This window comes from Sedimentibacter saalensis, from assembly GCF_007830175.1.
In the GTDB taxonomy this organism is placed as follows: domain Bacteria; phylum Bacillota; class Clostridia; order Tissierellales; family Sedimentibacteraceae; genus Sedimentibacter; species Sedimentibacter saalensis.
In genome coordinates this window covers 357,741-382,511 of record NZ_VLKH01000003.1, presented here as the reverse complement: position 1 = coordinate 382,511, position 24,771 = coordinate 357,741, and the positions used below count along the sequence as shown (strand labels likewise).

At 30.1% G+C, this 24,771-nt stretch carries 30 protein-coding genes and 1 pseudogene; all 31 read left to right on the top strand.

The window, feature by feature from the left end:
- Positions 1-654: 654 nt before the first annotated feature.
- The 31 genes and pseudogenes from LY60_RS07115 (at position 655) to LY60_RS06965 (ending at position 24,747) form a co-directional block, all read left to right on the top strand.
- Positions 655-2,643, top strand: a complete 1,989-nt coding sequence (locus LY60_RS07115) for a methyl-accepting chemotaxis protein (protein ID WP_145082101.1) — start codon at positions 655-657, stop codon at positions 2,641-2,643.
- Between the two features lie 34 nt (positions 2,644-2,677).
- Complete coding sequence (locus LY60_RS07110) at positions 2,678-4,300, top strand: putative bifunctional diguanylate cyclase/phosphodiesterase (RefSeq protein WP_145081917.1); 1,623 nt, start codon at positions 2,678-2,680, stop codon at positions 4,298-4,300.
- A gap of 292 nt (positions 4,301-4,592) precedes the next feature.
- The gene (locus LY60_RS07105) at positions 4,593-5,612 is read left to right on the top strand and encodes a sensor domain-containing diguanylate cyclase (protein ID WP_145081915.1); all 1,020 of its coding nucleotides are present in this window, start codon (positions 4,593-4,595) and stop codon (positions 5,610-5,612) included.
- 304 nt (positions 5,613-5,916) lie between these two features.
- A complete protein-coding gene (locus LY60_RS07100; protein WP_145081912.1) occupies positions 5,917-6,357 on the top strand; it encodes a hypothetical protein in 441 nt (146 codons plus the stop codon).
- Between the two features lie 265 nt (positions 6,358-6,622).
- Positions 6,623-6,799: a nucleic acid-binding protein gene (locus LY60_RS07095; protein ID WP_246145391.1), complete on the top strand. Its 177-nt coding sequence runs from the start codon at positions 6,623-6,625 to the stop codon at positions 6,797-6,799.
- A gap of 205 nt (positions 6,800-7,004) precedes the next feature.
- Positions 7,005-7,502, top strand: a complete 498-nt coding sequence (locus LY60_RS07090) for a DNA topology modulation protein (RefSeq protein WP_145081908.1) — start codon at positions 7,005-7,007, stop codon at positions 7,500-7,502.
- 89 nt (positions 7,503-7,591) lie between these two features.
- The gene (locus LY60_RS07085) at positions 7,592-8,269 is read left to right on the top strand and encodes a class I SAM-dependent methyltransferase (RefSeq protein ID WP_145081906.1); all 678 of its coding nucleotides are present in this window, start codon (positions 7,592-7,594) and stop codon (positions 8,267-8,269) included.
- Between the two features lie 269 nt (positions 8,270-8,538).
- The gene (locus LY60_RS07080) at positions 8,539-9,165 is read left to right on the top strand and encodes a hypothetical protein (RefSeq protein ID WP_145081904.1); all 627 of its coding nucleotides are present in this window, start codon (positions 8,539-8,541) and stop codon (positions 9,163-9,165) included.
- Between the two features lie 98 nt (positions 9,166-9,263).
- Entirely contained in the window at positions 9,264-9,743 is a 480-nt protein-coding gene (locus LY60_RS07075) for a GNAT family N-acetyltransferase (protein WP_145081902.1), read from the top strand.
- A gap of 44 nt (positions 9,744-9,787) precedes the next feature.
- Positions 9,788-10,240, top strand: coding sequence for a GNAT family N-acetyltransferase (locus tag LY60_RS07070; protein WP_145081900.1), 453 nt, complete (start codon positions 9,788-9,790; stop codon positions 10,238-10,240).
- Between the two features lie 315 nt (positions 10,241-10,555).
- Complete coding sequence (locus LY60_RS07065; RefSeq protein ID WP_145081898.1) at positions 10,556-11,293, top strand: hypothetical protein; 738 nt, start codon at positions 10,556-10,558, stop codon at positions 11,291-11,293.
- A 71-nt stretch (positions 11,294-11,364) separates the two neighbouring features.
- The gene (locus LY60_RS07060; RefSeq protein WP_212633463.1) at positions 11,365-12,000 is read left to right on the top strand and encodes a GNAT family N-acetyltransferase; all 636 of its coding nucleotides are present in this window, start codon (positions 11,365-11,367) and stop codon (positions 11,998-12,000) included.
- Between the two features lie 227 nt (positions 12,001-12,227).
- Positions 12,228-12,650, top strand: coding sequence for a VOC family protein (locus LY60_RS07055; RefSeq protein ID WP_145081894.1), 423 nt, complete (start codon positions 12,228-12,230; stop codon positions 12,648-12,650).
- An 83-nt stretch (positions 12,651-12,733) separates the two neighbouring features.
- Positions 12,734-13,069: a DUF6054 family protein gene (locus LY60_RS07050; protein ID WP_019230121.1), complete on the top strand. Its 336-nt coding sequence runs from the start codon at positions 12,734-12,736 to the stop codon at positions 13,067-13,069.
- A gap of 59 nt (positions 13,070-13,128) precedes the next feature.
- Positions 13,129-14,634, top strand: coding sequence for a hypothetical protein (locus LY60_RS07045; RefSeq protein ID WP_145081892.1), 1,506 nt, complete (start codon positions 13,129-13,131; stop codon positions 14,632-14,634).
- A gap of 179 nt (positions 14,635-14,813) precedes the next feature.
- Positions 14,814-15,461, top strand: coding sequence for an NAD-dependent epimerase/dehydratase family protein (locus LY60_RS07040; protein ID WP_145081890.1), 648 nt, complete (start codon positions 14,814-14,816; stop codon positions 15,459-15,461).
- A gap of 27 nt (positions 15,462-15,488) precedes the next feature.
- Complete coding sequence (locus tag LY60_RS07035; protein ID WP_145081888.1) at positions 15,489-15,689, top strand: hypothetical protein; 201 nt, start codon at positions 15,489-15,491, stop codon at positions 15,687-15,689.
- A gap of 38 nt (positions 15,690-15,727) precedes the next feature.
- Complete coding sequence (locus LY60_RS07030; RefSeq protein WP_145081886.1) at positions 15,728-16,273, top strand: DUF6652 family protein; 546 nt, start codon at positions 15,728-15,730, stop codon at positions 16,271-16,273.
- Positions 16,274-16,447: 174 nt separating this feature from the next.
- The gene (locus LY60_RS07025) at positions 16,448-17,083 is read left to right on the top strand and encodes a helix-turn-helix domain-containing protein (RefSeq protein ID WP_212633460.1); all 636 of its coding nucleotides are present in this window, start codon (positions 16,448-16,450) and stop codon (positions 17,081-17,083) included.
- 123 nt (positions 17,084-17,206) lie between these two features.
- Positions 17,207-17,734 carry a GNAT family N-acetyltransferase gene (locus LY60_RS07020; RefSeq protein ID WP_145081882.1) on the top strand — a complete coding sequence of 176 codons (528 nt, stop codon included), beginning with the start codon at positions 17,207-17,209 and terminating at the stop codon, positions 17,732-17,734.
- Between the two features lie 48 nt (positions 17,735-17,782).
- On the top strand, positions 17,783-18,322 hold the full coding sequence (locus tag LY60_RS07015) for a hypothetical protein (protein ID WP_145081880.1): 540 nt from the start codon (positions 17,783-17,785) through the stop codon (positions 18,320-18,322).
- A 193-nt stretch (positions 18,323-18,515) separates the two neighbouring features.
- Positions 18,516-19,061, top strand: coding sequence for a GNAT family N-acetyltransferase (locus LY60_RS07010; protein WP_145081878.1), 546 nt, complete (start codon positions 18,516-18,518; stop codon positions 19,059-19,061).
- Between the two features lie 66 nt (positions 19,062-19,127).
- Complete coding sequence (locus tag LY60_RS07005) at positions 19,128-19,784, top strand: class I SAM-dependent methyltransferase (RefSeq protein ID WP_145081875.1); 657 nt, start codon at positions 19,128-19,130, stop codon at positions 19,782-19,784.
- A gap of 52 nt (positions 19,785-19,836) precedes the next feature.
- Positions 19,837-20,352, top strand: a pseudogene (locus LY60_RS18370) (GNAT family N-acetyltransferase).
- A gap of 124 nt (positions 20,353-20,476) precedes the next feature.
- A complete protein-coding gene (locus LY60_RS06995) occupies positions 20,477-20,827 on the top strand; it encodes a tRNA-binding protein (RefSeq protein ID WP_145081873.1) in 351 nt (116 codons plus the stop codon).
- A 353-nt stretch (positions 20,828-21,180) separates the two neighbouring features.
- Positions 21,181-21,399 carry a PF20097 family protein gene (locus tag LY60_RS06990; RefSeq protein ID WP_145081871.1) on the top strand — a complete coding sequence of 73 codons (219 nt, stop codon included), beginning with the start codon at positions 21,181-21,183 and terminating at the stop codon, positions 21,397-21,399.
- A 172-nt stretch (positions 21,400-21,571) separates the two neighbouring features.
- Positions 21,572-22,597 (top strand): S66 family peptidase, encoded by a 1,026-nt coding sequence (locus LY60_RS06985; protein WP_145081869.1) that lies wholly within the window; start codon positions 21,572-21,574, stop codon positions 22,595-22,597.
- 100 nt (positions 22,598-22,697) lie between these two features.
- Positions 22,698-22,919: a hypothetical protein gene (locus tag LY60_RS06980; protein WP_145081867.1), complete on the top strand. Its 222-nt coding sequence runs from the start codon at positions 22,698-22,700 to the stop codon at positions 22,917-22,919.
- A gap of 128 nt (positions 22,920-23,047) precedes the next feature.
- Positions 23,048-23,305, top strand: a complete 258-nt coding sequence (locus LY60_RS06975; RefSeq protein ID WP_145081865.1) for a hypothetical protein — start codon at positions 23,048-23,050, stop codon at positions 23,303-23,305.
- Between the two features lie 66 nt (positions 23,306-23,371).
- A complete protein-coding gene (locus tag LY60_RS06970; RefSeq protein ID WP_145081863.1) occupies positions 23,372-23,827 on the top strand; it encodes a hypothetical protein in 456 nt (151 codons plus the stop codon).
- Positions 23,828-24,060: 233 nt separating this feature from the next.
- Positions 24,061-24,747, top strand: a complete 687-nt coding sequence (locus LY60_RS06965; protein ID WP_145081861.1) for an alpha/beta hydrolase — start codon at positions 24,061-24,063, stop codon at positions 24,745-24,747.
- The last annotated feature ends 24 nt before the right edge of the window (positions 24,748-24,771 follow it).

The following is a 24,771-nucleotide window of genomic DNA, read 5'->3' as shown; positions in this document are numbered from 1 at the left end:
ATGTTACGAAATTTTTTGATAAATGATATATTTTATATGAAACTTATTCTTAAGATAAATACTTATCATAATTTACGTTAGCATTATAGTTGTAATGTTGATTATTTTCACAAAGTCTATGAAAAATATAACTATAAATTATATATTCGGGTATTATTTTAGCTATAGTACAAAAATTAATCAGGAATTTATTGACAAAATTAACATTTTATATATATAGTAAAGTGTTTGTATAATAAGTGGGTAAAAATTATTTAGCATAAATATAAAGGGGGGTAAATGTTGGCTGTAATTTTCATGCTAACCAAATCAAAGAGATACATTTGTTCTTATAATAAATACTATTTATTAATATCAAACAATTATACAATACAGGGGGTATTTTTATAAGAAATTATTTAGATAATGAATGCTGAAAAAGATTGTTTAAGCAATAACAATGTAAAGTACCTCATGTAGCCAGGATTTTAATAAGGTTATTAAGAATAGTAAAAGATTGGAAATGTATTATTGATTCTTGGAATGAAAAAGGTACTCACTAATTTTAATTAGAGTATTTAGCTGAAGTACTTATAAAAAATATTCAGTGACATAAGAAAACTATTAATGACATTTTAAGTATAAGAGGAGGATTTAAAGGTGAAAAAAATAAGGATTAGGGGATTAAAAGGAAAACTGATATTAAACTTTTCTATTTTAATTTTAGTATCATCAATAGCATTAGGGTATATTTCAATACAAAAATCTAGTGAGATTGTAACTCAAGAAGCAGAAGAAGCACTAGGCTTATTGACTATAGATGCTTCTAAATTAACTGAAAGCAGAGTTGAGACACAATTAAAAACTTTAGAGATCATATCAAAAATACACAATATAGATACGATGAATTGGGATTTACAACAACCTATTTTGCAAGAACAACTTAAGAATACAAACTTTCTTGACTTAGCAGTAGTGTTGCCAAATGGAACCGCATATTATACAGATGGAACTGTCAGTGAGTTAGCAGACAGGGATTATGTGAAAAAGGCCTTAAATGGTGAAAATAATGTGTCAGACTTATTGATCAGCAAGGTAACAAAAGGTATTGTTTTAATGTATGCTGTACCTATTGAAAAAGATGGCATGGTCATCGGTGCATTAATTGGACGAAGAGATGGCAATGCACTTAGTGAGATTACAGATGACACAGGTTACGGTGAAAGTGGATATGGATATATTATAAATAATGACGGAACGGTTGTCGCACATCCTGATAGAGAAAAAGTAGTGAATCAATTTAATCCAATAGAAGACGCTAAAACTGATGATAGTCTAAAGTCTCTGGCAACTTTATTTGAAAAAGTTATATCAGAAAAAACTGGTACAAGTGTCTATTCATTTCAAGGAAATGATTTGTATGCAGGATATGCACCAATTGAAGGTACGAATTGGAATTTTATTATAACGGCTAATCAGGATGAAGTGTTGTCTTCAATTCCACAATTAGAAAGCATTATAATGAACTTTATGATCATTATTCTAATCATTAGTATTATTATTGCTTTTTTAATTGGAAGTTCAATCACTAACCCAATACTTAAAGCAGTTCAATTTTCTCAGAAAATCTCAGATCTTGACATAACACAAGATGTTCATGAAAAGTATTTAAAGAAAAAAGACGAGATCGGAGATTTAGCAAAGTCAATGCAGAAAATTATTGATAATCTTAGGGAGATTATTAATGAAGTCATCAACACCTCTGAACAGGTATTGGCTGCATCTGAAGAATTAACTGCTGCTTCTCAGCAATCAGCAACTGCAGCAGGACAAATTTCACAAACTGTAGAAGAAATTTCAATGGGTGCTGCAAATCAGGCACAAAATACTGAAGAGGGTTCATCTAAGGCATACTCATTGGGACAGATTATAGAAGAAGATCAAGTTTATATGAAAAATTTAAATGTTGGTTCAAATAAGGTAACGGAAGTTGTTACTGAGGGACTAAAGGAAATTGATAACTTATATAAAATTACTGAAGAAAGTAATGTAGCTACAAATGAAATCAAGGAAGTAATTTTGAAGACTAATGAAAGTTCAAATAAAATCGGACAAGCAAGCAATATAATTTCTAGTATTGCTCAACAAACAAATCTATTAGCCTTAAATGCTACTATTGAAGCAGCAAGGGCTGGAAATGCCGGAAGAGGTTTTGCAGTAGTTGCAGAAGAAATAAAAAACCTTGCACAACAATCGGCATTGTCGACGAAAGAAATAGATGAAGTAGTTAATGAACTACAGACTAATACACATAATGCTGTGAAAACAATGGAAAGGGTAACTGCTATTTCTAAAGAACAAACAAACAGCGTAATTAGCAGCAGAGATAAGTATCAACAAATAGAAGAGGCAATGACGGAAACAGTAGAGATTGTTAATCAACTTAATGTTGCCGGAAAAGAGATGGAAGGCATGAAAAATGAAATACTTACAACAATGGAAAATCTTTCGGCAATTGCAGAAGAAAATTCCGCTGCTACGCAAGAGGCAACAGCATCAATTGAAGAACAGGCTGCTTCAGCAGAAGAAATTGCTGGAGCAAGTGAAGGATTATCAGCTCTTGCCGAGAATCTTCAAAAAATCATTACAAGGTTTAAAATATAATGCGAATTGACAAAGCATATAAGGGAAAATAAACATGATAAATAAGAAAGAAAAATCATATGTACCAAATGGCGAAGTATTAATTATTTTAATATATAGTATACTTGGATATAGCATGATATTATTAACAAATACAATTCTTGATATATTAGTAAAAGATTATGTAGTATTTAAACAAATACAACCATATAAGGATTTAATCTACATATTCTTAAATACAATAATTGTCTATATGATTGTAAAAGGCCATAAACAAATAGTTAAAACTTCAGATTTACATACAGAATTAGGATCATTTCATAATGAACTAATTAATTACGAAGCAAAATATAAGCATTTAGTATTTTATGATGAACTGACTGATTTACCTAATAAGACTATGTTTAAAATTCAAATTAACAAGTTAATATGTAAGAGCATGGGAAAAGAAAGGTTTGCGATCTTATATATAGACATTGATAATTTCAAGTACATTAATGATACATTGGGACATTCAGAAGGTGATAAACTAATAAAAGGCATTAGTGAAAGTCTCCAAGACGAAATTAAACAGCCGAACTTTATAGTAAGGATGGGCGGAGATGAATTTGTAATCGTGTTTACTGAAGTATTAACAGATGAGTTATTATTCAGAGACATAGAGGAAGTAAAAGAAAAAATAAGTAAGGTATGGCCTATTGATAATCACGCATTTAATATTTCAATAAGCGGAGGTGTTGCAATATATCCCAGCAATGGTAGGGATTTGGATACACTGTTAAAAAATGCAGACATAGCCAGAAATGCTGCTAAAAAGGAAGGTAAAAATAAGGTTATATTCTATCAGGAAAATATCCATAATTCAATTTTAAGGAAATTGGATATCTCAAATAAAATTAAGCTGGGTTTAGATAATAATGAGTTTACTCTTTATTATCAACCACAGTACAACCTTAGTACGCGTGAATTAGTTGGAATGGAGGCATTAATAAGATGGCTGCATCCAATTGAGGGATTTATTCCACCATCGGAATTTATTCCAATTGCTGAAGAGTTTGGATTAATATATAGTTTAGAACAGTGGATTATCTTGACTGCATTAAATCAAAAAAAGCAATGGGAAGAGCAGGGATATAACGACTTAGAATTGTCAATAAACCTTTCAGGCAAGACTATAGCAAGCGAAACATACTTTACAATACTAGAATCTTTATTAACAACATATAAGGTTGATTATTCAAAAATAATTTTAGAAATTACGGAGACAGCATATATCTCTGACATTGACGTAGTGGTAAGAAAATTAGAAAGATTGAGAAATAAGGGATTCAAAATTGCATTAGATGATTTTGGGACAGGATACTCTTCTCTTACTTATTTGAAAAAATTGCCAGTTAATTATATAAAATTAGATAAAAGTTTTATTGATTTAATTCCACAAAACAATATCGATTCTTTAATTATTGAAAAAGTAATATCCATGGCCAGCGGGCTAAAATATGGAGTTATTGCTGAAGGCATAGAAACAAATGAGCAATTAGAATATCTTCAAAATAATCATTGTGATAGTGGTCAAGGATTTTTATTGAGTAAGCCGTTATCTATAGAAGATGTTAGTGAATTGATTAAACAACATATAATAGGGATAAAAGGAATTACAGAGGGGTGTGTTGTATAGTATTGCGTATTTTCAAACTATTTCTAATATCTAAGGTACACTCCGAAGGTTTTTACTAAGCTATGATAGGGAAATCAATGGGCTACACTTTGCTTAGCCTAATGATAAGTTTCCGAAATTGGTTTATAAAAAGATACTCAGATATTTTCGAGTATCTTTTTTTACAGTGATGATTAAGCGAACAACAATATTTATTAATTACTAAGTTATAAATATCAATAATAAGTAAATCAAGGAAAAGTTTAGTTGAAACATTTGCCAAATGGAGTATAATGGATAATTGAGGCTGAATATGGCTTATGAGTATTTCATCTTTGGAGGCTTGAATTTAATGGATTATAAGTTTTTCTTATTAATAATACTAATAATAAATGTATGTTTACTGTATCTTCATGTATTTTTATTTAAGAGATATAAAAACAATAAGGAAACAGGAGCATTTTATAAATGGTTATTGGATTATAGTAAGGATAGTTTGTATTATTATCAGACATACCCTGATATAAAGTTTAAATATATCAGCCCATCAATAAGGGACATTATAGGAATAAAAGAAGAAGTCTTTATAAATGATTATAAAGAGGCATTTAAGCTCGTCCATCCGGATGATTTTGAATCTGTATATAAAAAATCAATAGGGCAATTCGATTACAACAAGAAACAATTAGCGAGATGGATGAATGCAAATGGCGAATATGTATGGACTGAAGACTGGGCAACACCAATTTATGATAAATCAGGGAAATTGGTTGGCATAGTCGGCAGTATGCGAAATATTACGGACAGAATCAAATTGGAAGAGGAAATAAACTACAGAAATAATCATGACAACATGACAGGATTGTATAATAGAGCTTACTTCGAAGAATTATTTGATAAATTGGACAAACATACAAGTTGTAAGGTTGGAATAATAGTTTGTGATTTAAATGGGTTAAAAATGATAAATGATAATTACGGCCATAAAATTGGTGATTTACTAATTAAAGAAACTGGAAATCTTCTTAATAAATACTCGTCAGAAAATATTATAATATCGCGTATCGGAGGAGACGAATTTTCAATGGTTTTGACAGATGTCAATGAATCCGATGTCTTAGATTTAGTAAATAATATAAAAAATGATATTATTGAACACAATGAAGAATGTAAAGAAATAGAGATAAATATGTCCATAGGATATTCTACATCTCCATACTCCATTGGTTTCATGAATGACATATTTGTGGTAGCAGATCAAAATATGTATCGATCAAAAAGAAAAGATAAGATGGATGATTATGAAAAATTAAAGTTAATTCTTAATTATTAATTTGCTATAGATATTTTTATAATTCTATTACAATATGTCATGTCAATATAAATAATCTAAAATATGTGAATGTTACTTATGATGGGTGCAAATATAATGCGGGATGAATATGGATGTTAATATATTAATTGCAGAAAGTAAAGATGTTTAAGAAATAAATTATATTTTGGTAAATGAACATCTAAATTTAGTTAACTACAGAAAGGAATTATAAATATTAAATGATGTTTTGAAAAAGTTGGGATTTGAATATTTTTATGATGATGCTTTAACATATTAAGCACAATAAAAAAGGGGGAATTTTATGAGTACATTAATGAAGAAAGTTATTAAAATTGTAGTCCTAATATGTGTTTTGATTTTCTTAGGTGTTATGGGTTTGCTTGCTTCAATACAGAATAATCGCAACATCTTACCTTTAAACTTAGACCCTTTTCCAACAATCAATATTAGCACACCAGATGCTAACAATCCTACAAAAAAAGTCGTAAAATTTGAAATTACGGTTGTAAATAAAAACGATAAACCTGTAAATGTAAAATTTTACTTTACTAAGAAAGAAGGAATTGAAAGCTGGTATCCATATTATAAAATTATACCTGATTTGCACGAAACGGAAGTGTATCATCTTGAACCTGGGCAAATAGAGGAAATTAGTTCTATCATAACTGTTGAAACGGATGATAATAGATTGGTTACATCTCAGTTAACAGATGTTAAATGCCAATACAAAATAATAGAATAGGAATGAATTTAACTGCCAGCATGTGTAATTGCTAAAAGTATCTAATTTTAAAACAGGTATCATACGAAACGTAAATACCTGTTTTTTATTGCTTTTCATTAATTTTCGAAATTCCATTTTGAGATAAGTTTATTAATATGAGATCAAGGGAAAGTTTAGTTGAAACGTTTTCTCAACAGGGTTATAATGGTTATAAAAGTATTAATATAATTGAGTTGTTAGAGAGGGGATAATAATGAGAATTTGTCGTCAGTGTCAATGTGAAATGCTTGAGGGGTTTGATGTAAAAGTTGAAGGGGCAGGGTATGGAATTAAAATCTCTAAGGGTACTGGTATCTTTGCAAATAGGATAGAAAAGCCTAAAGTTGCAATCTGTCCGAAGTGTGGTGAAATCTCTTTGTATGTGGAGAGTTTAGATAAAATTACAGAAGATAAATGTTAACTATTAGTGGTAAAATATAAGTTCATATTTAAAAAGATTAGAAAATGTACCTTTATATATATAGTAAAACAATTAATTCAAACCAAGTTGTATGAAAATAATTATGTAAATGTAGAGTATTATTTCAATTATACTCGATAGTATTACTATGTGTCATAAGAATTATTTTTAAAATTAGATAATTTATAATTTAATGGAGAGATGAATGAAAATTGCTATTATAGGTTACAGTGGTTCGGGGAAATCAACTTTGGCAAAAAAATTAAGTCAAAAATATAATTGCCCGATTTTATATTTGGATACCGTAAATTTTGAACCAAACTGGGTTGAACGAGACCGTGAAGCTGCCAAAAGTATGGTAGCAGCATTTATGGAAAATGAGTCATGGGTTATTGACGGAAATTACATAGAATTTTATCAGGAGAGAAGGCTTGAAGAAGCCGATAAGATCATCTTTATGGACTTTTCTATATTTACATGTTTTTTGCAAGCATACAGGAGAAAGATAAAGGCAAAAAACACCACTCGAGAAAGCATGGCGGATGGCTGCATTGAAAAATTTGATTTAGAATTTGCCAGATGGATCGTAAGAGATGGTAGGACACAAAAATACAAGGATAGGTATCGAAAGATCTGCGAAAAATACAGGGATAAGGTTCTCGTTTGTAAAAACAGAAAAGATGTTGAAAATTTACAAATTTAGCGACGAAACAATAAAATATTGTGTAACAGTAGAAAATTGATACAAATCCAGTGATGTTAATTATCTTATGTTAATTAGGAAGGATAAGTATGGAAAAAGCAAGAAGGTATTATGAAGCCTATGACGATAGATACAAACAAGTGCATAAAGAATCTCTTACTTGGTTTTCTGATAACAATTCTAAAATTGTAATTGATACTATTAATCACTATTTCAACAATCGTAAAATTAATATACTTGAAATTGGATGTGGTGAAGGTAGGGATGCTAATTTCTTGCTAAAAGAAGGATTTAATGTGTTAGCAACTGATATTTCTTCGACAGCAATAAATTATTGTAAAAAAACCTATCATGAAAAGGCAGAATGTTTTCAAGTATTGAATTGTTTAACTGATAGACTTCAAATGAAATTTGATTTTATCTATGCTGTTGCAGTTATTCATATGTTAGTTAAAGATGATGATAGACAGTCATTTTACGAGTTTATTTATAATCAACTATGTGAATCGGGAATTGCCTTAATATGCTCTATTGGTAATGGAACTGAAGAAAGAAAAACTGATATATCTCAGTCTTTTGAATTGCAAAAAAGAACACATGAATCTACAGGCAAAGAATTATTAATTGCAGGGACATCATGCAGAGTAGTAAGTTTTGATACTTTATTAAATGAGATTAAAGATAATAATTTTACTTTGCTTAACAGTGGCATTACATCAATCGAACCAGACTTTCCTGCAATAATGTATACTATTATAAAAAAGTAAATTTGCTATTTAAATGTAAATTATGTAACAAATCTTTTATTGTACTCGTCTAATATATTAATTATTATTTTTTCCCGCAATTAATTGGTAATAAATTTGGTTGCTAGTATGATTAAATAGAAATAAAGAAGAATGCTACAGTTTGTTAATTAATAAATTTGGGTGGAACTTTAATCTAGTTAATGTAGGTGTAACTATTGAGTTGCTTGATAAATCATATGATGATGTAAGTAAATAAATGTAATGAAATATTTAGCAAGGAGGTATCTATGAAAAGGAAAAGACTTTTTTCATTAACATTAGTAATTGCTATTGTAATAACTTTAATCGCCTGTTCAATCAAGGCGGACACACCTGAATTCTTAGCAAAGGAAGGGATTATACCATACGAATTATCAGAAAGTGAGAAATATATATTGCAGTCTTTTGGAATGGAAGGCAATTCGCAAATTATTTCTTTTCATGCACCAAAAGAAGCAATAACTTTAAATGTAAATGTTTATAAGCTTGAAAATGGTGTAAGTTGGAGCAGTATTGGTGGCGGAGCTGTTTCAATAGGGACAGAAAGAGAGCCTGTTGAGCAATTAACTGGAACCTTTACAATGCAACTAAAAGAAAACTATGCAATTGATTTCAATATAAATGCCAGTGGAAGAGCTTCATATAAAACAGATGATATCATACTTGATACAGAAACAATGGCTTCTACTAAAAGCTTTTTACAGGAATTCCAGAAGATACAAATCAATAAGGAAATTCCAGTTGCTCTTATGGTTTATGATAATGGTACAAGTATGAAAAGTTATTCTCTACAAGACTATTTTGCTCCATCTAAGTTCGACGGAATGGACTTAGTACAGGTAGTAACAGTAACCTTTACTGATAAAGAATTGTAACTATTGCATTATGAATATACCGTATCTTTCAAATTATATATAACAATATTAAATTGTAAAATAGGAATAAATCGAATCGTATTAAGGGAGAAAGTTTGATGAACATATCTTTATATAAGGCAGAACTGAAAGATGCAGAACTTATTCATGTTATGAAAATAAAATCATTCATGCCATTATTGGCTAAATATCAGGATTTTGAAACCAGCCCAGCAAATGAGCCAATAGAAAAAATAATTGCTGAAATTAAACAGCCATATACAAACTACTATATCATAAAAAAAGATGGGATTTCTGTTGGCGGAATAAGAATAGTAAAAATGGATAACAAACACAATCGTGTCAGCCCGGTTTATGTTCTGCCGGAATACCAAGGAAAAGGGATTGCTCAGAAAGTATTTCAAATGGTTGAGCAGATATATTGTGATGTACATGTATGGGAATTAGATACTATATTACAAGAACAAGGAAATTGTTATTTATATGAGAAGTTAGGTTATGAAAGAACAGGAAAAACAGAAATTATAAATAGCAAGATGACATTAGTATACTATGAAAAACATTTTCTTCAGATATGATTATTTAAAATAATTGATGAAAAATAGCAGAAAGGTGTTATGAAATGGAAGTCATGTCTATAAAAAAGTCCCCTGAATATAAAGATAAAGCAATAAAATATTTTCAAAGCAAATGGGCATCTACAAATAGCATGAAAGTCTACGATGACTGTATTACAAACTGCATTACTACTTCCAGCCCATTGCCACAATGGTATCTGTTGCTGAATAGAGATGAGATAATTGGTTGTGCTGGTCTAATAACAAATGATTTCATTAGCCGTATGGATTTATATCCTTGGGTGTGTGCTTTATACATTGAGAAAGAATTCAGAGGAAATGCCTATGGTTCGCTTTTGTTAGAAAAGGCTAAAATAGATGCGAAAATAGGAAACTTTTCATACTTATACCTCTGCACAGACCATATTGGGTATTATGAAAAATATGGATTTAAGTATATTGGTACTGGCTACCATCCATGGGGAGAGAGTTCTCGTATATATTCTGTGGAGGTTTAGCATGTTTCTTCAAATGGTACATGTCAGTAGAATTACGTGAAGTTATAGTCATTTATGTTAATGGAGTGATATTATGGAGATATACTGGATATTTATTATTCTTGGAATAGTTATTGCACTTAATTCAGGTAGAATTGATGAGGCAGTACGAGCAAATAGTAAAATAAAGAAAGTACTAATAGCACTGAGTGCTTTACTTATATTAGTAAATATATATATTCTGATAACAATTTTTATATAGTGAATTATATAAGTAACTGGAAATTTATACCAACAAATAAGAATTCATCGGGCAGCTTATCAAAGGAGTGTATGATGAAAAAAATAGCTATCTTCACGTTATTATGTATTTTGATATTTGTTTTGTCTGGCTGTGATTTAAATGGCGATAAAGGCACAGGGGAAATAAGAGACGTTAAGGCATATATGAATTCCAAAACAAAAGATATAGTTACTGACATCGAAATGATAAATATAGAAATAATCCCCCAACGAATCGAAACACATGAATTTATTTTAGATGGGACCACTTTTTATGATGGCAAAGATGAGACAATACCAGAACATAACGTAAAAACATTCAGGGCATTTTCAAAAAAATTAGATTCCTATGTCTTCCTGACGTTTAACGAGTATTCCAAAGAGTATAATATGGTACAAAATTATGATATTTTAGAAGAAAAACAGGGTGCGCTTGAGCTGACAAACTTACTGCAAGATATTATGGAAGCAAATCAGATACCGATAAAAGCCTTAAATTACAGTAAGTTTTATCAGGAAACAACAGATTTGAATGATATATATAAGCTGTCCGGCGACTACGATATTTCAAATTATTGTCCTTCCTGTCCGTTATGGATAATAATAACCGTCGATTCTTCCTCCAATGACATCAGAAGTGTCAAGGATATGATACAAGAGACGATTAACACCACAGAAGAATATATTTCGTTAGAAATAAAAACAAGCGATAACAGAACAATTGCATTTTTTAAGGATGGTCAGCCGCTTATTGATGAAAATGGAGCGGGCGGGTTAAAAACTGATTTTTAGGAGTACTCCCTCGTCGCGTGGTATGATTTAAATTCTTTAGCTAATTTATAGGAGGTTTACAAATGGAAAAAATGATTAAGATTAGGATTGAAGAAGAAACAGATTATAAGAAAGTAGAAGAAATCACAAGGAATGCTTTTTGGAATTTATATATTCCGGGGTGCATTGAACACTACTTAGTTCATGTTATGCGATCCCACAAGGATTTTCTGCCTGAGTTGGATCTGGTGATTGAAGCAGATAATCAGATTATCGGGAATATCATGTATACAAAGGCAAAACTGGTTGATGAGTCTGGGGAAGGAAAAGAAGTTCTCACCTTCGGTCCGGTTTGCATTATGCATGAATACCAAAGAATGGGTTACGGTAAAATGCTTATGGAGCATTCTTTTGAAAAAGCGGCTGCACTTGGCTATGACGTGATTGTAATATACGGAAACCCATACAATTATGTAAGCCGAGGCTTTAAGAGCTGTAAAAAGTACAATATATGTCATGAGAATGGAACATGCCCATCAGCAATGATGGTAAAAGAACTGAAGAAGGGTGTGTTGGACGGAAGAAAATGGTTTTACTATGAAAGCCCTGTGATGAATATAAACGAACAAGAAGCCGAGCGATTTGATGAAAGTCTGGAAAAAATGGAGAAGGAAATCATACCTAGTCAGGAAGAATTTTATATTTACAGCCATTCTATTATACAGTGAGTTTCCTTTAGTGGTATGATGATAAGTTACAACTCACAAAATTATACAGAGTTTTTGGCACGAAAATTGATCATTTATAATTTTATATTATTGCGTATTTCACATATTTCGTCGCATAAGTAATAAAATGCGACATGCGATATTTGTTAAAAAACAATAAATAGGAATTTGTCAGGTAATTTGAACTGTGGGAATTTATAAATTGTGTGGCAGGAGGAGATAAAAAAATGTTAAAAGCGACACCGAATTTTCATTTTAGATGTCAATGCAAGCAAGCTATTGAACTATACAGACAAGCTTTTGGAGCGGAAGTAAAAGAATTGCTTTTTAATTGTGATGCAAACCCGCAGGATTATCAGGTAAAGGATGAAAGTCATAAAGAATTAGTATATCATGCGGAAATTTATATCGGAAATCAACGGATGTTCCTTTCTGATTTGTTAGATGATACGATTCCCGCTGGGAATACATTGTCCCTAGTTGTCACCTTTGAGATGGCAGCGGACGTTAAGAAAGCCTATGAAATAATTAAAGATGGTGCTACCTTGATTACTCCTATGACAAATACGACATACAGCTCCTGCTTTGTTTCCCTGATTGATAAATTTGGCATGCGCTGGGAATTGATGACTGAGCAAACGGAGAGATGAATCATTGCTAGGATTTAAGGATTTTAGATTTGATGCCGGAATAGGTGTATAGTACGTAATATGTGTATTTATGGAGGTCAATTATGGCAAAGTATGAAAAGAAATTAATCGGTAATTTTCAGGAAATAATAAACAAACTTGAAAATGAAATTATGAATAGTGGTTTTTCAATGAATTTAGTTGATGAAAGCAACTACAGTTCAGGAGATTCATATATAGCAGTTCGTGTATATGATAAATATTTTATGCGAAACTCAAGCAGGGCAAGTTTAAGTTTAACAGTAGTTGGTCATGGCAATGATATTTTTATTTCAGCTATTGGAGCAGGCGGCGGACAAGGAGTAATTTTTAACTTCAGTTTGGGAGCTGAAGATGAATTGGTAGACATCGTTAGATATTGCATAGATGAATTAGAATAAATATATGAAATAATTTATGCAGATAAATGTTATAAAAATAAATAATATAGAAATTGCTAATGTTGAAAGTAACAACTTATTGGAGGTATAATGTGAAGAGGATTAATTTAATAATTATGATACTAATCTTTTTAATTACAGGATGCACAAATACTGTTCCGGAAAAAACAGAAGTTACTGAAAAACCAATAGAGGATGAGGAAATTGACAGAACAAAATATTTAACAGGTGAAATTATAACAGATGGCAATTTTGATTATCCGGAAAATCATAATGGTGGCGCTATATATTTTGTACCTGATGAAGAAAGCAGTAAAATCATAAGTGAAAAATACAATTTTTCATCCGAAAGCTTTTTATTATTTTATGATAATATGTCCAAGGTGGAAAATCTCCCTCATGAATTAGGAATATACAAAGTAAAAGTGAAAGCTGATTGGGATGAAATTGGTAAATCATTTGTATTAAATGATATACTATTAACTGATGAAATAGGTACCGTAGTATACGAAGGCAAGACCTATGAAACTAATGAGTTAGATGAAAATGTCAAAGTAAAAGACCAGGTGTGCGGACTTATTGTCAAATGGATTTCCAGAGAAAAAGTATCTGACAGCATTGAGATTCGTTTTGCCGGAGAAATCGAAAGTGAAGGTTATTACACTATTGCCTATAGTGATATGTATGATGATAATTATGGAATGATATATTTTGATGAAAAATATTTTGACGATATTCCGTTTTATGGTGAGAGGGGTCACAATAACTTTTACTTTGCAAAGACAAATGAGTTATTCGATGAATTACAGAAATTTTCTACCTTTGGAAAAGGCAAATTTAAAACTTCAAACTATTACCTGGTTTATAATATAGGAATGGGCAGACCGGCAAGTGATTATCTGACGGAAATCGTATCATTAGATGAAGCTTACAAGAATATGTTTATGTTTGATAAATATAAGTATGTAACTCCTGTTGGTATCAATAAAGATTTTTTGATTGTATCATCAGCTAATTATGATGAAAAATTAAACTATGTTTCAACTGACTATTTCTATGTAAATAAAAACAAGCCTGAAAAGATTTTTTTATTTAATTCTGATGGTTATAGGTATGATTTAAAGCTAGCAGCAAATGAAAATGAATTTATATTATCTACGGAAGGGTATAACTACATAACCGGTGAGCAAGTAGAAGGACACAGTATGATTTGTAAGATTGCGGAAAGTGGTGTTGTTACAGAAAAGGCAGAGGGCTTAAGTATTAATCCAAATAATATAGAAGACAATGGCCTGAGTTTCAACATGCAAGGTAATGTTGCCGGTATTGAAATAGAAGAGAACACGGTAAAGTTGTCATTAAGAGATGTAAAAATGAAGGAAGAGGATGCTCTTGCTTTTGGAAAGACTTTAAATAAAGATGATTTAATAGAAATCCTAATCATTGATAATAACAGAAGTGGTCCGTTTATTAATATTGGCGATATGATTATGGTATCATGTCGGTATACGATAGATGGACAGCTTTTATATACCATTGGTGCCGATATTACATCAAGAAGTTAATGAAGAATGTGGATTCTAATATTTTAAATTATAAATAATGAAATTGGTCTAATATTTGATATCATAAAAGAATGATCGGAATTTAACTAAAGCTGTCAAATTGAGAGATAAAAGTACCTAACTACATAGCTGTAGAAAAAAATGGAACTAAACCATGTAAAACTATTGAGAGGATTTTTATGAACATTTTGGTTATAGGTGGGACAAAATACTTCGGGATTTATCTTATTAAAGAGTTGTTGGAACAGGGACATAATGTAACTATTGCAACGAGAGGCATTGCAAAAGATAATTATGGGGATAAGGTTTCGAGAATTATCTTTAACAGGACGGATGCTGACAGTGTGAAGGAATCATTATCTGGCAAGTTTTTTGATATTGTATATGATAAACTTGCCTATTGCTCAAATGATGTAAAATATTTATTGGATGTTATAAAATGCAATAAATATATATTGATGTCCAGTACAGCAGTTTATGAAAAGCATTGGGACACAAAGGAAGATGACTTTGACTCCAAGAATAAAGAACTAATTTGGTGTTCAAGAATGGATTTCCCATATGATGAAGCCAAAAGACAGGCTGAGTATGCATTGTGGCAAAAATATAATGATATAAATGCAATTGCAGTGAGATATCCATTTGTTATTGGACAAGACGATTATACGAAAAGGTTATATTTTTATGTAGAACATGTAATAAAAGGAATGCCAATGTATATTGATAATATTGATTGTCAGATGGGATTTATCCGATCAGACGAGGCGGGTTTATTTATGGCATTTCTTGCTGACAAGGATTTTTCAGGTCCTATTAATGGAAGTTAGCATGAAACTATTTCTATAAGAGAAATATTGAAGTATATTACAGAAAGAACAGGAAAAGAGGCTGTCTTATCGGAAGATGGCGAAAAAGCACCATACAATTGTGAACCTGAATACAGTATTAATACAAATAGGGCTGAAAAATTAGGATTCAAGTTCAGTAATCTAAAAGATTGGATATATGAGTTGATAGACTATTATATAGAATCAGTCACCGCCATAAATCCTTAAGATATATTTATATTTTATTTTGTGTATGAGGTGTATTGATGAAAAAAATATTAACGATGCTAATAGTCTTTGTCTATTTTGTACCCATGTCTCTTATTCTTTCGTTTTATTTAATTTCAACGCAAAATTTGCAGGGGTCTTCGACACTTGCCGCTCTATCAATGCCATTCGTATTTATGCTTGTGGTCTGTGGGATAGTAATCATAAATATTGTAGGGTCAATGCGTTCCGTTGTGCAACAACAGTGCCTTTCGTTTAGAACTGTTATGGTCTTTAAATTATGGCTTATCCCATTCTATATTGTTAATTTTGCATGTTGGGTGCTTGCTTCAGCCGTATTCCATATTGCCATAATAGTTTGGCCAATAATTCCTTTAATTACTGCATACACTTATTTCTCAATGCTTGGAACGTCTGCACACATCATAGCCAAACTGACTGTTTTGCGCAGAAGCAAGAAGATTACCGCAAAACAATTTGCTATTCATTGCATATTGCAGATTGTTTTTGCGGCTGATGTAATTGACAGCATCTATTTAGCGATAAAACAAAAAAAATTCGAACCAACATTGGAGCTACAGTGACAATTAAGAAAATGAATAAGAAAGAAAAAAATATATGAAAAACAAGAGGACATTGACAAAAACATTAATTTATGAAAGTTTGCAACTAACAGTTGCGGAAATTCAAGGCTGTTTTGGTTTAATGCAACTGGATTTATTGATATAATGAGAGTAACAATTTTTGGAGGTGTCTATGTGATTTTAGGAGAAAAAATACAACAGTTGAGAAAAAATAATAATTTATCTCAAGAACAATTGGCAGAACAGATTTCAGTCTCAAGGCAATCCATTTCAAAGTGGGAATTGAGTGAATCTATTCCTGATATCAATAAAATAGTGCAGTTGAGTAAGGTATTTCAAGTTTCAACTGATTATCTGTTACTCGATGATATTGACAGTGAAATGTGTATTCCTGCTGTAAAAAATGATAGAGAACTTATAAAGAAGCAGTATAACTTAAAAACTCTATTTGCCGTGTGTACTGGTATAAGCATTAATGGTTTATTTATGTCTTTTGTAGCATTATTTACTTGGGCGACTATGCTTTCACATAGTGTAGGTATGATTGTACAAATTATAAGTTATATTATTTTTGAATCAATAAGTATCCGTTATACAACTGAAAATGAAAGAAAAATTATAAGAAAACACTTCTATGCAATAAATGTATGGCTGATATCACCTATTCCAGTAATATATTTTTCTGAAGTATTTGCCAATCGAGTTGAATATGAGATCTACTTGCTATGTACGGTGATGGTATATTTTATTTTCTGCGGCGTTATAACGCTAATTTTAAGAAGAAAGACAAAGAAAAATCAAATCGATTAAGATTCTAAGCTATTTAGTCCAGATTAAAAAAACCTTTTGAAGAAAATACTTACTTATCATTTGAAGATTCATAAATAGAGAAGGTTATATACTAAAATCTAAATTCAAGAAATCGGGGGTATTATGGATAAATTCGTTTTAATTAAGCCGAATTTTAATTATGAAAGTGATATTGAAGCATTTCGTAAAGAAATGCTAGAGGCCGACAGCTCTATGGATGGGACAGGTCCATTGAGGCGTATGGAAAATATTATAGAATGGCTTGAATTTAATAAAAAATGTGAAAATGAAGAAAGTGCACCCGAAAATTGGGTTCCATGTGAACAATTCATTTATGTTCGTGAAGCAGATAATAAAATAGTTGGTATGATTCAATTTAGACATTATTTCAATGAGTTTCTTGAAAAATATGGTGGGCATATCGGATATTCGGTACGCCCTGATGAAAGAAGAAAAGGTTACGCTAAGCATATGCTGGCTGACTGCCTTGAAGTTTGTAAAGCATATGGGCTTACGGAAGTTTTGATAACGTGCATTCAAGGAAACGAAGGTAGCAAATATACCATCCTGGCTAACAATGGCGAATATGAAAGTACAATTTATTGTGAGCCAGATAATGTATATCTCGAAAGATACTGGATACATTTGTAAATTATATTTGTAAATAATTGACTATTGAGTCTTATAAAAGGAGGGATTATGAATAAAAAACTAATCGGAATCACATTGTTGCTATGTTTATCTACCGTTTTTTTTGCTTACAGAAGTTTCAACTTGAATAATCAACTTGAACAATCAAACGATATTATAGATTCAATAACATGGAGTGAATTAATAAATCTAAACAATTCACTCCATAGAATATCAAACGAACTTATGGATTATGATCATAACTTGGATGAGAAAGAATTGTATTTTACTTTAATTGGCAAAGAAAGTAGCCGCTTAAATGAAATAGGTGTGAATTTGCAGAAATTGCTTAGCTCAGATAATCTTATTTATGAAGAATACATCTGGAAGATATCGGTATTCATTAATGACATAACAAGTGGCAGATTGATAGATGAAGAAAAAATTCATCAAGTAGCCGTAGTAATTGATAAACAACAAATGGATTTGCAAAATATGTTTTTTTCATACAATGCAATTGGTGTTTCAGGAGTTAATAATGCAGAAAATATTGAACAAATTAAAGACATATTAAATATTATTATTGATGAAATTAATGAAGTTAACTAGTTAACAAAACAAGTATAATAGGTATTTCCGATAAGCAATCTAAGATTTATAAAATTAAGTAGCAGACACAGATAAGTTAGTGGCTTTTAATAAATGTCATATCTTTTGTTATGTCGCCTTCTTCATATATTATGTCATTAAAGTAGAATATAGCGAACCATAGACTACTTGAAATTCGTTAGGGGAGAATTATATGAGAACGTTAGAGACAAATAGGTTAATACTAAGAGAATGGAGAGAATCCGATTTAGATGATTATTTTGAATATGCACAAAATCCAAATGTTGGTCCTAATGCTGGATGGAAACCATATTCAGATAAATCAGAAGCATTAAAGATGTTAAAGACATTTATAGAAAATGATGATTTGTGGGCGATTGTAGATAAAAATTTAATAAAGGTAATAGGTTCTATTACATTACGTAATGATGAGAAGAGAGAAAACACAAAAACAAAAATGATGGGATTTGTTTTATCAGAATCGTATTGGGGCAGGGAAATTATGTTAGAGGCGGTCAAGTCGGTCTTACAATATGGTTTTGAAGAATTAAAATTGGAAATAATATCAGTTTATCATTTTCCACTTAATTATCAATCTAAAAGAGTTATTGAAAAAGCAGGATTTAAGTTTGAGGGTGTATTAAGAGACTCATTTACAAATTTTAATGGACTAGTATATGATGACTGCTGCTATTCAATGAAAAAAAGTGAATATTTTGAAAATAAGAATAGATTTTAATTAGCTTTTTAAATAATGTGTGCAAATTAGAATATTGTTTATTAATTATTTTAGGAGAAGAAATATATGGAAAATGATTGGGAGAAATATTATAAAAATTCAATAGGAATATGTGGCTCAATGCCAGATTTCAGGTTAATTCAATATTTAGATTTAGTTAGTAAAGGAAATGTTCTTGATTTAGGGATTGGAGAAGGGAGAAATTCTATTCCATTTGCTGTTAAGAGTTTTAATATTGATGGCATTGATACATCAGATACAGCATTAAGTCAATGCAAAGAAGTTTTTGATAAACAAGGCTTGAATGTTAATTTAGTTAATTGCAATTTAAAAGATTATAATATTAAACAGGATAACTATAATTTAATAATTATCGCTAATGTTCTTAATTTTTTTAATAAATTAAATATTAATATGATAATTCATGGGATTAGGGAAGGGCTGAAAGAAGATGGCATTTTATATTTATCTGTATTTTCAACTCTAGAACCAAAATATAGCGAATTAAATATTAGTCAAAAACAAGTTGAAGAAAATACATTTTATCTCGAAGAAAGAAATTCATATGTCCATTACTTTACTCAAAACGAAATCACCGAATATTTTTCGGATTTTGAATTAATTTGTTTATATGAGGGGATAGAGTATGATATAAGTCATGGAAATCCACATTATCATGGTGGTATTGAATTTATGGCTCGGAAGAAAAGGATAATAACATAATAATTTTATATGGAACATTCAAGTATGAAGCATAAGTTATAAGGAGTAGTGCATGAATCATAAAGGGACTATTTTAATTGAAACAGATGGATTAATATTAAGAAAATTTAAACAAAATGATGTAAATGATATGTTTAAGAATTGGGGTAGCGATGATAAAGTAACAGAGTTTTTATCATGGCCAACTCACAAAAATATTAAAGATTCAGAAGATATAATTAAGCAATGGATATCTGAATATGAAGATAATAGTGTTTACAATTAGGTAATTGAACTAAAAAATAGTAGTGAAGCAATAGGTAATATATCAGTTGTTAAATTAGAAAATGTTAACGATGCCTGTGAAATTGGCTATTGCATTTCATGTAAACACAGGAATAAAGGTATTACAACGGAGGCTTTTAAAGCAATAATAAAATACCTGTTTGATGAAATAAGAGTAAACAGAATATGTGCTAAACATGATATTAGTAATGTAGCTTCCGGAAAAGTAATGCAAAAATGTGGAATGATTTATGAAGGAACATTAAGGAAAGTTCAAATTAGAAACAATAAATTTGTAGTTTAGCAGTTTACTCAATTCTAAGAGAAGAGTGGCTTAATAATATAAACTCATCTTGTGTATAACTTTCAAAAAGCACAATAGAATGATTTGTAATAATTTTAGGAATATTCGTAGGAGGAAAAATGCAATGAATGCTTCAGTAAAGCCAAATATTACTTTAGATGAACTTGATAAGATTGATATTAGAGTAGGAACAATAATATCAGTTGAGGACATTAAAAGTTCGAATAAATTAGTTAAACTTTCAGTTGATTTTGGTGATTTTATGAGGACCATATTAGTTGGAATAAAAGGTGAAAGAGAAAATCCCAAGGAAATAGAAGGAAAACAAGCATTATTTGTGGTTAACTTGGCCCCTAAGAAAATGGCTGGAGAACTTTCTGAAGGAATGTTATTTGACATTGGATATGCAGATGGTATTGTTCCTGTATTGGCTCAACCCGAAAAAACAGTGCCTAATGGCACAAGGGTTGGATAATATTTCAATTTAAGTGTAAAATTGTGTAACAAATCCTTTGTTTATCTCGTCTAATATAAAAGTTATTAATATTTTTTGCGCAATAGGTTGGTAATTAATTTGGGTGCTAACATTAAGTATAACAATCCTATTAAACTTTAGTGTGTGAGGAATACATTGTAGCTATATTACAAGCAATGTATTATGTTTCATTTATTATTGTTTCATTCAAGTCTGTGCAAGCTTTAAATATTTATATTAATAAATAAGGATATACCCTTATAGGATAGAAAAAGTGTGTCACAACAGTAATTTGTTGCGTACGAGTGAACCAGATATGAAACAGAAATAAATTAACTTTCAAAATATGAGTCATGGAGGATAATGAAATGCAATGCCCATATTGTAATGAAGAAATGAAAAAAGGTTATATTCAAAGTCCAAGACAGCAGATATTTTGGGGAGAAGAAAAGCGTAAAATACTTATTATTCCATTAGGTGATGACATTAGTTTATCACAAGGAACATTTAATACTCCATACGTAGAATCTTATTGCTGTCCAAAATGCAAAAAGATTATAATCGAATTCTAATACATTGTATAATAAATTAATAAATTAGTTCGTATAATTCAAATTTAGCGTTGCAACTGTAATATATTATGAAGCAAGGATTATATTATTACGAAGCTGTTATTTGCGGTTTGGTACATATTACCTCTGAAGAATCAGGCTATAAAGAAAAGTTTTAATAAGGTGAAATAATATGTTAATAAAACCAAGACACTTATGTTATGGTGATACCATTGCAACTGTAAGCCCTTCTAATGGTTGGGCTGGGGATTATAATATTAATTGGAAGTATCACCTTGGAGTTAATAGACTAAAGGATTTATTCGGCTTGAATGTTGTTTCTGCGCCAAATTCACTAAGAGGAAGCGAGTATTTAGAAAAAAATCCACAGGCACGTGCTGAAGATTTAATTTGGGCATTTACAAATCCTAAAGTAAAAGCAATCATATCAAATATTGGTGGTAATGATAGTATCAAAATTCTGCCTTTCATAAATCAAAATGTAATAAAAAATAATCCTAAAATTTTCATTGGATATTCAGATGTTCTAAACGTACATATTTTATGTTATAAATTAGGGTTGTCTACTTTTTATGGCGATAATTTATTAACCAATATTGCTGAAACACCTGAAATTCACGCATACAGTAAGAGATGGTTTAAAAAAGTATTATTTGACCCTTCTCCAATTGGCTTGATAGAACCTTCAGAAGATTGGACTTATGAAAAAATTGACTATTCAAACAGATTATCAAAAAGAAAATATTATATAAATAATGGATATTCAATAATTCAGGGACAAGGTAAGTCTTGCGGCCGTTTAATAGGCGGGCATACAGGAATAATGGAATTAGTTGGAACCCCAATTGAACTAATTAAAGATGACTTCAAAGATGCAATTTTATTTATTGAGGATATACCTGAATTTTTTTCTCCTGAAAAACTTCAAACATTTATAGACTGGTTAGGAAAAATTGGAGCATTACAATTGTTAAAAGGTATTGTTATTGGTAAATTAAATGAGAACATAGGTATCGATGAGCATAAAACAAAAATGCTAAATATAATAAATAACAAATATTCGATAACTTCTTTACCTATATTATATGGACTGAATTTTGGACATAGTTCGCCTACATGTATTTTACCATATGGTGTAATGGCTGAAATAAATTGTGAGAATAATAGTTTTTCAATTCTTGAATCAGGAGTAATTTAATTAAATGCATGCACTTATGATAAAGAGAATGTTGTCAAATATTTTCAAAATGTTAAAAGCCAATAAATAGGGATTTGAATTATTAAAGGGAGAATTTGCGATGAAATCATTTTTAAGAACTTTTGTTATATGTATCATTTTAAGTTATGTTTTCTTACTAATTATTGGAGGACTGATTTCGGAAAACGGTTTGGCATTGCTCGTTTTTGTAGCATTTGTAATTACAGTCCTTATTACAATATTTACAAATCAAGAATCTAAAATTGAGGATTTAGAAAAAAGACTAACAAAACTTGAAGAACAAAACAAAGAAAATGAATAGTACAAATTCCAATTTATATAGTAGTCAGCATAATTTTTCAGTTGTAAGGTTTTAATGTTTGGTTATAATGTTGCAATAGTATTATATGCGAAGCAAGTATAGTTTATTTAATTTGAGGAGTGAAGAGTATGAAGTATATATCAAGCAAAGATATAAAACTTGGTACCTGTTTAATTGTTTTACATGGAATTTCAATAATGGGTGGGTTTATTAAATGGCCTTTGTTTATTTTTGCTGGTATATTTATGTTTTTCTATATCATATTAGATAGACATAGATTAAGATGTCCAAATTGCGGGGGATTTGAAAATCTTGATAGATTGAATTATGCAAAAAAACATGTGTTTCATTGTAGACATTGTGGAGAACGAATCAATATTTTATAATGATATAAAAGAAGTGTAAATGCCTTGCAAATCAATGTACAAAAAATATTTTATAGGGGGATTAAAATGAACTTTAAATTATTATTATTTGCATTTTCACCATATGTAATTGGTTATATGGTGAATTATGTATTGATGAATTGGTATGGAATGATTTCAATGGTTTTAGGGATATTATTTTTGGTTTATTGGTATTACGTGGGATATAAGTCATATGATTACGTTCAAAACAAAATGAAATCTATATTAATAGGTAATAGTTTCGTAATTATTAATATCATTTTAATTTTGGTTCAAGAGATAATTTTAAAGGAATATATGCTTAATATAATTGGGTTATCATCACAAATGTTTTATTTAGCTCCAATTGGCATTACTACAATATTAGGCAGAATTATTTTCTTTTTTACGTCAAGTTATAAAGGGTGGTATTTTCATATTTTGTCATTCATATTAATGATAGCCGTGTATTATGCAGGCTATAGTGCTAAACTGAAAAGTAAAAGAAATTACAAGATGTAATTAAATTTAGTTGATATTGATAATTAAAACATTTAAAACGTTATATTTATTATTATGAAGAAGGTACGGTAACAAGAAAATCAAGTCGTGCAATATTGCTAAATGAGAAAGTATTCTTGTTTAAATTTGAATTTGCTTCTTTATCGGAACATAAAACTCTTTGGGTAACACCAGGTGGGGTTAGAGTATACAAGTAGAATATAAATTGAATATTAAAATGGGGGAATAAGAGTATGGATTTAGTGTATAAGCATCCAAATATGGATTCAGTAGAAATAAGACAAGATGTTGTTTATAAAGTTAGTGATGAAAAGTTATTGAAGTTGGATGTTTATTACTCGAATAATACTGATGTGTCGAGTATTCCTACTGTTGTTGTAGTACATGGCAGTTCAACAATGGAAGATATTAAGGATATAAAACTTTTTCAATCATGGGGAAAAGTGCTGGCAGCATCTGGGTTTAATACAGTTGTATTTAATTGGAGACCTGAAGAATGTCCGGGTGATATAAAAGATCTTATTTATTTTCTTCTCGATAATTCAAATGATTTGAAATTAAATGTCAACAACTTAAGTATTTTTGCTTTTTCTTCAGGCGTAGAAATAGGTGTTAAAAATATTATGGAAATAAATACTGGTATTATTAATAAGATCATTGCTTATTACGGAAAACTAGATTCAAGTATAATAGATATGATTAACAAATCCTGTCTGCCAAAATTTTTAATTGCAATGGGATCTTTAGATGATGTTTATTCTTCTGATTGTAACGATAATTTTATTGAAGAAGTAAGAAATTTAGGCTGTGAAGTTGAGTTTGTATTACATTCAAAAGGTGAACACGGTTTTGAAGTATTCAATGAAGGTGAAGAAACTAATAGAATCATTGACGATACAATTAAATTTATAAAAAAATAGTCTGAAATCTAAATTAAAGAAATC